The 10,115-nt window shown below is 55.3% G+C and carries 12 protein-coding genes; 2 read left to right on the top strand and 10 right to left on the bottom strand.

Features of this window, described 5'->3' with window-relative positions:
• Positions 1-91 precede the first annotated feature (91 nt).
• The 3 genes from EV561_RS23505 to EV561_RS23495 all read right to left on the bottom strand — a co-directional run bounded on the left by EV561_RS23505 (position 92) and on the right by EV561_RS23495 (position 3,437).
• Positions 92-526, bottom strand: a complete 435-nt coding sequence (locus EV561_RS23505; RefSeq protein WP_132524980.1) for a transposase — start codon at positions 524-526, stop codon at positions 92-94.
• 508 nt (positions 527-1,034) lie between these two features.
• A complete protein-coding gene (locus tag EV561_RS23500; protein ID WP_132524978.1) occupies positions 1,035-1,670 on the bottom strand; it encodes a hypothetical protein in 636 nt (211 codons plus the stop codon).
• 1,551 nt (positions 1,671-3,221) lie between these two features.
• Complete coding sequence (locus EV561_RS23495) at positions 3,222-3,437, bottom strand: hypothetical protein (RefSeq protein ID WP_132524976.1); 216 nt, start codon at positions 3,435-3,437, stop codon at positions 3,222-3,224.
• A gap of 228 nt (positions 3,438-3,665) precedes the next feature.
• Here EV561_RS23495 and EV561_RS23490 point away from each other — a divergent pair, with 228 nt between their 5' ends.
• Positions 3,666-4,109, top strand: coding sequence for a hypothetical protein (locus EV561_RS23490; RefSeq protein WP_132524974.1), 444 nt, complete (start codon positions 3,666-3,668; stop codon positions 4,107-4,109).
• A gap of 274 nt (positions 4,110-4,383) precedes the next feature.
• Here the strand turns inward: EV561_RS23490 and EV561_RS23485 are convergent, their stop codons facing one another.
• The 7 genes from EV561_RS23485 to EV561_RS23460 form a co-directional block, all read right to left on the bottom strand.
• A complete protein-coding gene (locus EV561_RS23485; protein ID WP_132524972.1) occupies positions 4,384-4,767 on the bottom strand; it encodes a hypothetical protein in 384 nt (127 codons plus the stop codon).
• 243 nt (positions 4,768-5,010) lie between these two features.
• Positions 5,011-5,148: a hypothetical protein gene (locus tag EV561_RS37280; protein ID WP_165927890.1), complete on the bottom strand. Its 138-nt coding sequence runs from the start codon at positions 5,146-5,148 to the stop codon at positions 5,011-5,013.
• 93 nt (positions 5,149-5,241) lie between these two features.
• Entirely contained in the window at positions 5,242-5,862 is a 621-nt protein-coding gene (locus EV561_RS23480; RefSeq protein WP_132524970.1) for a ribonuclease HI, read from the bottom strand.
• 226 nt (positions 5,863-6,088) lie between these two features.
• Positions 6,089-6,655, bottom strand: a complete 567-nt coding sequence (locus tag EV561_RS23475) for a type II toxin-antitoxin system Phd/YefM family antitoxin (RefSeq protein ID WP_132524969.1) — start codon at positions 6,653-6,655, stop codon at positions 6,089-6,091.
• 69 nt (positions 6,656-6,724) lie between these two features.
• Positions 6,725-8,614, bottom strand: a complete 1,890-nt coding sequence (locus EV561_RS23470) for an AAA family ATPase (protein ID WP_132524967.1) — start codon at positions 8,612-8,614, stop codon at positions 6,725-6,727.
• Complete coding sequence (locus EV561_RS23465; protein WP_132524965.1) at positions 8,611-8,925, bottom strand: hypothetical protein; 315 nt, start codon at positions 8,923-8,925, stop codon at positions 8,611-8,613. Before EV561_RS23465 ends, EV561_RS23470 begins: the two co-directional genes overlap by 4 nt.
• 77 nt (positions 8,926-9,002) lie before the next feature.
• Positions 9,003-9,458, bottom strand: coding sequence for a hypothetical protein (locus EV561_RS23460; protein WP_132524963.1), 456 nt, complete (start codon positions 9,456-9,458; stop codon positions 9,003-9,005).
• 179 nt (positions 9,459-9,637) lie between these two features.
• Between EV561_RS23460 and EV561_RS23455 the strand changes: the two genes are divergently transcribed.
• Positions 9,638-9,886: a helix-turn-helix domain-containing protein gene (locus EV561_RS23455; protein ID WP_132524961.1), complete on the top strand. Its 249-nt coding sequence runs from the start codon at positions 9,638-9,640 to the stop codon at positions 9,884-9,886.
• Positions 9,887-10,115 lie beyond the last annotated feature (229 nt).

The following is a 10,115-nucleotide window of genomic DNA, read 5'->3' as shown; positions in this document are numbered from 1 at the left end:
ACCCGCAACGCAAGCGATGGAAATCCACACCGCATGTCCGTATGGCCCGTTGCAATCCACACCCGCACATTTTGACCGGAAGGAAGCGTGATCACCGCAACGTCTCCAGACCCCGCATGATCCGCAGCAGCGCCTCAACGTCGACGCTGCCGTCCACGACCACACGACGACCGTTCGCCGCGACAATCTCCATGCGGCCGGAAGGAGGCGCTACCGGATGCTCCATCGCAGCAGGTGGAGTGACCTGCTTCGCTGGCACAAAAGTTTCCGGCATGACGAACGCCGGCACAAAACCATCGGCTTGTTTCTGGCCGTGCAAACCCTGGCGAACCGATTTGCGCCAACGGTTTAACAGGGAGCGGCTGATGCCGTACTGACGGGCCGTGGCCGATGCCTGGCCTCTCCCCGCAAAGCTTTCTGCGACAATCCGCAGCTTCTCATCCTCAGTAAATCGACGCCGCCGTCCGGTGTTGATCACCTCAAGACGGCTCACCCGAGACCCGCTGTCCCCTTCAAAAATCTCCATCTGTCCAACTGTCCTTATGCCTGGGAATAAGGACAGGGTCTGAACAGTTTTATCCAATATTCAAAGGCGGCCCCGCTCGGACGGATACGATAGGCTTGTCTTGCAATCAACTGCAGAAGGTATGGTGTTTTGTTGCAGACGCGTGCGACGTACTATCAAAATAATGCCGAGACCGTAGGCCGGTAGATACGACCGCCAGTCCACGACTGGGCATTGGCGTGTAGTAGGTAAGATCTTGGCAAAGGCATCTCTGCTAGCTCCAATCCACCTTCCGCAGATACCGAGCTAGCCCTAGGCTTCGTCACCGTCGGATCAGACTTCCGACGCGGCGTCTGATCTATGCCATCGATCCAACTACCCGAGCAGGGCTTTCTACTGATGTGCTGCTCACCGTGGAGATTAGCAATCCGGTAAGGCGATTTGAACAGTTGAATATTGGCTTAAACGAGGCGGCCTCAACGATACCGCGCAATTGCCTGGCCTGAGTAAGGGGGACTAGAGCGTTGGCTTAACTCTCGGTCGGCGGTTTGCCTTTCTCCGCAGTTGCCTCCTGTGGCGAGTCACGCACTGGCGGAACGGAAAACCATTCCAGTGGCACTTCCGATTTCGGCAATCCCGGTAGGATCGTCAATCCGCCCCCGGGGAAGGCATGTATCTTCCATCTGTCGTAGGCCTCATCGTCATCACCGCCGCCGCAATTGTAAAGATGCAATATTGTGGCGCCATAGGGACCGGCGGTGTATGCATAGGGAACGCAATTTGGAACGTAAGCCCAATCTCCCATAGTGAGTTCCACACCTTCCATCGTGATCGACCCACTCATTATCACCCGAGTGATCGCGTCATCAGGGTGCATATGCTTCGGCACATGGACGTTTGGTGCGGAGAAGGTGATGAAAAGAAATGACGGACGCCCCGCTGAGATTATTATCGGAAGCTGGGTTTTCACTATGCCTTCCGGCATATTAGGTCGACGAAGTAATTCCTCTACCTTCCTCATACCTTTGTCGCGAGAAGTGACAACATGCTTTCCAAAAGGCGGCATTCTGGCTTCTGCAAGCGCTTTTTGTACAAAGCGAACGCCATTATAAACACCATCGGTTTTCTTATGGAAAACGTCATCCGGCTCCCAGTTGTCTGGCATGCTCGTCACTCCTCCACGATGATTGTCGGCGGGAATGGTGCGTTGGCTACACCAAAAAATCAAGTATTATATGTACGGAAACTATGCTATTTAGGTTCAAATTTGGCCGTTACTTGCGGTTTCTTTACCAGATAGTATTGCCCAAATCGTCCTTTTCAGTACCTGTTGAAGATTCGTCTCTGTTAAGTCTAGGTCATTGCAACCAGAAGGAGAATCCAGGTCATGAAAGGCGTCTCTACTCCGCAACCGGTCAATCGGCATGCGAGAGTAAATATTCCAATTGAGTCCCTTCCTTTTTATCCGTCGCTAAAGGTTGTGTCGGAAAATACTGGCATCGATATGCACGAAATATTGGTGTATAATTCCGGATTTCGTGCGCAACCCGCAGAATGCATTTGCGGCCATGAATGGAATGCATATGATCTGATCATAGAAAGCGTGAATAGGTCACGACACGACTGGGATTTTTTTTCGAGCGCTTTGAAAACCAAACCATCGGCTTTTTTTTACCGACGTACCGAGTTGACTTGCGGATGCGGAGTACAGTCTGACGGCGTTGAAACCCTATATTTTTATAACCCAAAGCCGTAGGCGTTGGTGAGCCTCCATCTTTCTACAACCAGATTGTATCGACTAGGACCGGGGGCAGATCCTCTGTCCCCATGTAAGGCGCGTCGGCGGAAACAATCGTGGAGCAGTCGTGATTCCACGATCAAAATAGCGGGACTGCTCCCTCTAACTCAATGAATCTCGACGAACTTTCCTCCTCGCGAAATACCCGGCAGAAATGAGCAGGTAACCCACAAGGCAAAAAACACCTTGTCTCACAAGTGTACACTATGCCCGTTAGCTTCTCACGTGACACACCCTCGCACTCACAAACGATTAGTAGTTCGATATAATTAGGCTTGTCCTTAAAGGATCATAGATGGCCAGCGATTTTTTCATTCATCGGCTCGCGCGCCAGTCCGCAAACCATAAGCGCCACATAGCGAGCTCAATTGCGGATTGAGCAAAACCATCCGATCGTTGGCGATGGTGAAATCATCGGCCGAGAACACGTTGCTACGGCGTTGCTCTCCTCATTCAATTCTTTGGTTCTCGTCTCGACCGACGTCACCGTTCGGCGAGCATCAAGTTGTCAAACGCCGCCACCTCAAGTTTGGCCACTACATATTTCAGAGAAGCATTCGCTGCTGCCGGACAATTGTCGGACAAATCGCGCAAGCGGCAAGGCCGGCTTGGTGGTGCCAGCGACATTCCTCCCGCATTGAACAATCAGGCACTTCTGCGCGCACAGTATCTGAATGCAGGAGTTTATCGATCAATCCACATTCACCGGAAGACCACTTGTTGCAACCTCCATTGATGCATTTTCCTGCAAATCTGAACTTGGCATCCAAGGGCTCCGGGCCACCCTGATTAAAAAAAATCGGTCCCAGTTCGACTGCCTCCGGTAAAATTTGCACAGCGCGTTTTCCGACGACAAGGCCGAGTAGCTTCGAGCCCGCCTTTGGCAAAGCGCTCGGGCATTTTAGGTCGCTTTTGGGATCACGACTTCCTGCTGACACGGGCTTCGATTCCAGGTAAGATTCCAGGACCCCCAAGATACTCGATCTCAAAGGGCTCTCGAAAATCGAGCTTTGCGATTTCAGCTAGCATAGCACTTCGAAGTGCAGAGACGATGGCGCTTTTTTGCTTTTCAGTGAGTGCAATCCCCTTAAAGCCAATTTGAAAGATCGCATTGTCCTCTGATTTCGCGGGCACAGCACCCTCCTCTTTAAGATGAAGCTCAATTTAAAGCGGCAATTCGATTAAGGCAGGCTGATTTGGGCCTTTGCAGTTGGCCGTCGCGATGTCGCACGTTGACGCGGGCAGGAATCATTCGGCAGGTACTCATCGCCCGCACCGAAGGAAGCAACTCAAAGCGAGCATCTGCATAGTATCGCGTAATGGTGGAATCGCAATTCGCCCGGTCGGGCTAGACGCGCCAAATTGACTTCTCTGTCTCAACGACCGCTATACAAAAAAGTGGCTTTTTTCATTCGTATCTCCTTACCCCTCACCGGCATGGCACAGAAAGAAATCACCAACAGGGATGTCCTTGAAGAAGAGGATGACGGCCTGTATCCCTACTGGACGCCGGTGCACGAAGCCGAGCCCAACGAACTGCATATGAAGTTGCTCCGGGAAGTGGCAGGCAGGTTTGACATCGAATTCCACTCAGCGCCGCTATTTGGTCGCTATGGAGACCCTATCGGCAACTTGGATATCGCCATTGATCGTCTTCAGGGAAAGGCATATTGCGCCTGGTCATATGGTCCGAACGATGAAGAGGACGGCGCTTTTGATGCGGTTTGGGTTCCTTTGGGGAAAGACATGGACGCGACCCTATGCAGCGCCGTGGCCGCCATGGAAGCAGTCGGGATCATGTGGTGATCAGAGGAAAAAAACAAACCGATGGCCATCAGCTCAAACACCCAGCGATTGAACAGGCCACCACTGGTAGCGCGGAGCCAGAATTCTCAGCATCGGAGTTGGCAAGCATCGTGCTGGCCGACCATGATGGGGGACCATATGGCCGCCATCAAGGCACTCCTCGAAGATACCCAGCACCTGAGATTTCAGCTCGCCCTCACACAGGCGGCAATGAGCAAGGGCTTGACGCGGGGCTGGGTGCCGAGCTTTGAGCGGTAGACGCTCCTGCCTTCGATCAGCAATTGAAGTGCATAAGGATGAACATCGCGGGAAAGATCACCACTGCGAACATAGACAGGTTGCTGACGTACGGCACAAGGCGCTTCCGCTCGGGCTTCTTTCTGCTCCGGGGCTTTGGGAGTGGACCATACGGACCCTCGCCGTTCGACCTGAAGTACAGGTAGCCAATGCCCATATGGGTCGCCAGTGAAACAAAACCGACCGCCAACCAGATCAAGGTGGTTGAAGTCCAGCTATTGGCGCATTCAGCTTGCTTGTTCTCGATGCTCAGGCCCGCGATGCCGTTGGCGATGGTGCCCAACACCCACATTGCGAAGCCTGACACGGCCAAAGCGTAGACAGCCATGGACTTGTTTTGAGGATCGTATGGAAGGCTCATGAAATTGCCCGCTGCGATGGGGCGATCTGATAATCGCATAACTCGCCCCGAAGTGGAGATTCCAATGTGGTAGACCTTCGAGGTTAAGGCAAGTATCTGTAGGCATGCGTTATATGCAGCCAATTATTGCAAACAAGATTAATTCACTCGCGGACCAACCTGAGTACTACCGGGCGTACTAGGGAAATTTGACCTGAAGGCGTTTGGCGTCCGGACAGATGAATCGCACTGGAACTGATGAAATCAGTCGCGACGCTTCAGCGGTTCGCGGTTGGCCCGATCGGTCACGATGATGCGCTCGCGAAAACATGGTGCAAACCCCGCCTCTCGCAGCGCGTCGGCAAGCGTGGGCTTCTGAGAAATATCGTCCGTTTCCGCCATTGGATTCTCCACTGTCCAAAAGATATCGCACCGCCGTCCCGAGATCCACCGAAGATGCCGGCCTAGGGTAAACTCGTCACCGCAACGCCGCTGTTAGACGGAACTAAAGCGGTGCTGGTACCGCGCAACGTAGGCCGGATGAGGCCAGAGGCGCTCATCGACGGGCAAATGAATCCGATCCATCTGTTTCTCGAACTGCGTTTTCAAACAAATGTCTGCGACCCGCTCCACTGCGCTGGCGAGCAGCTTCGCATGTGCGAGCGCCTCGGCCGCCATGGCGTCAGCGCTCTCGTTTCCGAGGACGCCCGAATGGCCCTTGCACCATTCGATCGCAACGACAGGGTTCCGCGTCAGCAGGGCGTCCAGCTGCCGCCACAGGATTGCGTCAGGTATCTTCCTTCGCCTGGCCCGGGGATTCGGATTTATCCGACTCCACCCGTTGCCGCGCCAGATCGCCCGCCAACGATGGCAGCCCTCGACGACATGAAAGGAGTCGGTGCGAAGAATGACCGGGCGCCCCTTCGCCGCCGCGTCCAGCCACACGAGCGCCTGGATAGCTGCCAACACCTCAAATGAATTGTTCGACAGCCCCTCCCCGGTCCCGCTGGCTACGTGCAGCCGCCGATCTCCGTCAAGCACGACAACCGCCCATCCACCCGAGCGGGCTCCGGCGTCAAAGGATCGATCAACGAATGCCTGAAGCGCGTCTGACATGAGTTCAATTCAGCGAATGTGACACGGGGAGCCCGGCAAAGTGGGCGCGTCGTCGACAGTGTCAGGCATTGGCGGTGTCCTCAAGAACACGCAGTGTGAATTCGACGCCGCTGTCCGCGACCACTCGCAACGTACGTATCAGGTCCGCCGCTTCCAGCAGTGCGGCCCGCAGATCTTCATCTGACTGCGGCTCGATATGGGCCGCAACGTTAGGAAGTCTCGGATCCTATGGCTCGATCAGCATGATCCTGCGTCCGTTCAAGATGTTGATGACGAAGCTGTGATCGGAAAGGGCGTCCCACTCCGTTGGCGTATAGATATTCAGGTTTATCTCGCGCCCGAGCGCAAGTTCGAGACGTGCAATCGCCTCGCAAAGGTCGAACACGTCGAACTCGCCTATGACCACGAGGTCGACGCCGGGACCGGTCCAGACGTTGCCTTCCACGATGGATCCGAAAATGAACGCCTGGCTTATGCTGCTGCCAAATAATTCGAGTTCGAGCGTCACCAGGTGAGCTATCGCCAGCCGCTCGCCGCTCAACACGCCCGCCAGGTCGTGTCGGGGATCGTTGGCGGCTTGAGGGAGACTGGGAGTCCTGCTCTGCCCTTCTCCCAGGCCGTCTTCGCTCCGCCGAGAATCCGGCCTTCTGCCCCACAGTTGTCGGAACATTTGTTCCGACAAAAGATACGCCGAGGGTTTCCCCTGTCCGATGATCTCCACAGGACCCTCAGTCGCCTTGCGCAGCCAGTGGGAGACGTTCCTTTGAAATTCCAAAATCGAAACTCGGTCCATCCGATCTCCCGGCGTCGATCACCAGTGCCCGACACCCGTCGGCACTGCTTTGCGCAGCTCGTCGTCCTCTCAATGTCGAGCGGATTTGGTCGGCTGAACCTTGTCGCGCTCAATCAATATCCGCTTGTCGAGATAGAGCTCGGCAGCAAGCTTTGCGACTTGCTCCCGGTTCTTCGCGAGCATGTCGCGCGCGCTTCGGTACTCCTTCTGCAAAATCTGATCGATCTCGGGCCAGATCTCCGGCGGTGGGGTATAGGACTCGTCGATCCACCGCGCAGGCCTCATGAACCTTAGATTCTTTCCGAATCCGTAGGATTCGATCATCCGCGAAGCGAGCATAGTCGCCTCGTTCAAGTCGCTGCCTTTGGTTCCTCCCGCCCCAACGGATCGATCTCCGACTAAGACTTCTTCGGCGGCCATTCCGGCGAGCGCCACGCGAATCTTAGCCAGCAGAAATTTTTCCGTTGGGATCAGTGGAGCGTCCCACTCGTACTCGACCAGCCCGTAGCTGAGTGACAGCCCTTGGCGAACGCTCTCCCGGACCGACGCGGTGACGGACGAAACATAGCCGCTGTTAAGTGCGATCAGAGCGTGACCGATTTCGTGTGCTGACGCGCGGAGGAGTGCTTCTTCCGGAAGGTCGACCCTCGCCGGGAGTGCTGCGCTAATGTCCTCGATGGACAACGCCCGCTCCGCGTGTCGCGCATTGCTTTTGGCTTGCAGCGCGATGAATTCCAGATCGGCCTGCGTTATATCGTCAAGATGATCGGTGATGCTCCGGATCTCATCGACATCCACAAGATGATCAAGATGCAGCGCCAGGATCTGGGCCCGCTCGTCGCCCGATGGAAGTCCAAATCTGAAGTGATTTCCAAATCGTCCGGACCTGCGCAAGGCCGGATCGACGCGTTCGGGGTAGTTTGTCGCTGCGATAATGACGACTCCTTCGAGGTCCGAGCTCCCATCAGTAAGTTCGAGCAGCTGCGTTACGATCGACGTCTCGTAGTAGATGTAATCGCCCGCTATCCGTTCCCTATCACCGATGGCTTCGATCTCGTCGATGAAGAGCACGGCTCCGTTCGCAGCCCGCGCTTCGGCAAACGAAGCGCGCATCGCCCGCAGCATCGAACCGAGATGACCGCCCTCTGACGATTGCCAGGCGCCGACGGACGTCGCAATCAATTTGAAGCCCAATGACCGCGCCAGAGCGGACGCGAAGAGCGTCTTCCCGGTTCCCGGCGGCCCGGAGATGATGGCCCCACGGTTTACCGCCCCCCATGGAATTGTCCTTGAACGCCAGTGGCCGACGTCCTTCACGAGCGCGTCCGTCCACGCCCTTGCGGCTGCAAAACCGGGGAGTTCGCCCAAACGGGGGCCGTCGGCAGGCTTCCTCCGCATGCCCTCGAATTCGCGAAGGTCCGAATCCTTCAGCGAGCCCTTTCCGATCACCGCGCCGATCACTTCCATGTCCAGTGCCGCGATCCTCTCCGCCATCTGTTTTGAAATCGGTCTGCGGTGGGCCAGCTTCCTTGCCGCAACGAAATGATCGGCTGTCGGCTTCTTGAGATGGACGATGGCATCGGCAGCAAAACGCAACACAGGATCGATCGCCTCCAGCGAATGCGCCAGATAGATTGTCTGGCGGTCGGAAATGCCGGGCTCCTCCCCTGGCGTGGAGCCCTTGCTCTTTCTTCCCGAGGCGCCGTCTAGCACCCGAACCGAAGACCTAAATGGGTCAACATTGAAAGGCTCGTCCGCGCCTCTAACAAGCAGCGCTGCGGCTTTCTCGTAGCTTGCGACACTTGCACCGGGTGGCATCACCGCGACGATGACGGCATTTCGATTCAATCTGACGGCGGGGACATTTCTGAGCGCCGCCCGCAAGCTGAAGTATGCAAGCATCCGCATCGGATGGCGGATCATCTCGTCGAACACGCGTCTCCGGATCTTGTGCTTCATCGCCGGATCTCCGCGTCAAGATCATTCGCCAAGCAGTACCAGCGGCTGAGCGTGCGCGCATACAGCCGATCCCGGTTGCACACGCCGAGGAGCTGCGACGTCACGATGATATCGCCGTCTGTCAACTTTGGATGGCCGTAAACGCGTCCCTCCAAACAAAACATCTGTCGCTTCACGAGTGAGACGTTCTCTAGCGTGACCAGGTTTCTGATCTTCGAGAAGTCGAAGGTGCCGGCCTTGACCGCTTCAAGGTCGGCGGTCGCCGAACGGAAACGGGGCAGGTCTATTTTGAATGAATCCGAAGAGCGCATTTCCATCCTCTTTTCGACTGCGATTCGAAAACCGCTGTGATGGATCCTGAAAACGATCCCAAACCATGCCTTGAAAATCAGCCTGCGCCGAAGTCTGGCGCTCGCTCCCTCTGAACTGCGTTCGGATGGAAATTGCCATTCCCTACAATCGTGCGGAAAGTAGATGAGATCGGCGCTACCGTGAGCCTCGCATCCCGGAAGTGTAAATGATCAACTCGGTCCGCAAGGCGGTACCAGCCGGTCGTGCATCGTACGATTTTTAGAGATTCGGAGAACAGCTGAACATCCGATATCGGCAATGTATCGCGGATGATGCTGGGATGGGCGCCGACGGTTGTCTTTCCAACAAGAACGGGGACCGCTCTCGTTACAAACGTCCACTCGTAGACCTCGCTGAGGCCTGCGAGATCGCCGAATCGCGCTTCTCCATTTGCGGCGGTGAGGAAATCGCGACCCAACGAGAGATACATCTCGCCATACGCGGAAAGTAGGCGCTTGGGGCTGTTCCGAATGCCATCGCAGATTCTCAGCATTGGGATCTCCTGTGAGACGATTCGATTGTACCAACAGCCGGATCGGCGAACTGATGCTGATTCCTAAAAGCGGAAACTCATTTCCTCTTTTAGGCAAACTGTTTCCGCTTTTACGCAACAAGTCAACAATATTCTTGGCAGGATTTGCAAGGATTCACTTGGCGTGAGATTTGTTGCGAATGACGACACAGCATTTGATCGTGAAAGCGGCTCGGACTGCACTTGGCCTTTCCAGAAAGGAATTGGCTGAGCTTGCTGGGCTGTCTGACCGGACCATCTACAATATCGAAACAGCGCAGGACTATGTGCTGCTCGATACGATGATGAAAGTGCGATCGGTTTTCCGAGACCGTGGTATCGAGCTGGTGGAGGCAGAAGGCAGTAGAGGATGGGGTATGTTCTTCACGAAGGACAGTGGTTCCATCTAAGTCCGCGAGATACAGACGCTTTTATGTCCCACAGTTCGCCAGGCATCTTGATACGCAACACAAAATTCGCAACGGTTTTCGAAGTCGTTTGCCCTGTGGCGCAACACCGACAATGCAACATGCTGACGTGCATTTCTCCATTGTGACGCGGTCCAACCGTCTGGCAATCAGGCGGTTTTTCTTACTTACTCACTCAGCAACAAAATCGAAACGGCAGTTTTTGGAACTA

Origin of the sequence: Rhizobium sp. BK376, from assembly GCF_004341625.1 — a bacterium.
Lineage (GTDB): Bacteria > Pseudomonadota > Alphaproteobacteria > Rhizobiales > Rhizobiaceae > Rhizobium.
The sequence above is the reverse complement of the archived record's forward strand: the minus strand, read 5'-3'. Positions and strand labels throughout refer to the sequence as shown.

Bases quoted from the DNA above. Each gene is read 5' to 3' on its own strand.
- EV561_RS23505 (WP_132524980.1), bottom strand. From the start codon at position 526: ATGGAGATTTTTGAAGGGGACAGCGGGTCTCGGGTGAGCCGTCTTGAG.
- EV561_RS23500 (WP_132524978.1), bottom strand. From the start codon at position 1,670: ATGCCAGACAACTGGGAGCCGGATGACGTTTTCCATAAGAAAACCGAT.
- EV561_RS23485 (WP_132524972.1), bottom strand. From the start codon at position 4,767: ATGAGCCTTCCATACGATCCTCAAAACAAGTCCATGGCTGTCTACGCT.
- EV561_RS37280 (WP_165927890.1), bottom strand. From the start codon at position 5,148: ATGGCGGAAACGGACGATATTTCTCAGAAGCCCACGCTTGCCGACGCG.
- EV561_RS23480 (WP_132524970.1), bottom strand. From the start codon at position 5,862: ATGTCAGACGCGCTTCAGGCATTCGTTGATCGATCCTTTGACGCCGGA.
- EV561_RS23475 (WP_132524969.1), bottom strand. From the start codon at position 6,655: ATGGACCGAGTTTCGATTTTGGAATTTCAAAGGAACGTCTCCCACTGG.
- EV561_RS23470 (WP_132524967.1), bottom strand. From the start codon at position 8,614: ATGAAGCACAAGATCCGGAGACGCGTGTTCGACGAGATGATCCGCCAT.
- EV561_RS23465 (WP_132524965.1), bottom strand. From the start codon at position 8,925: ATGCGCTCTTCGGATTCATTCAAAATAGACCTGCCCCGTTTCCGTTCG.
- EV561_RS23460 (WP_132524963.1), bottom strand. From the start codon at position 9,458: ATGCTGAGAATCTGCGATGGCATTCGGAACAGCCCCAAGCGCCTACTT.
- EV561_RS23455 (WP_132524961.1), top strand. From the start codon at position 9,638: ATGACGACACAGCATTTGATCGTGAAAGCGGCTCGGACTGCACTTGGC.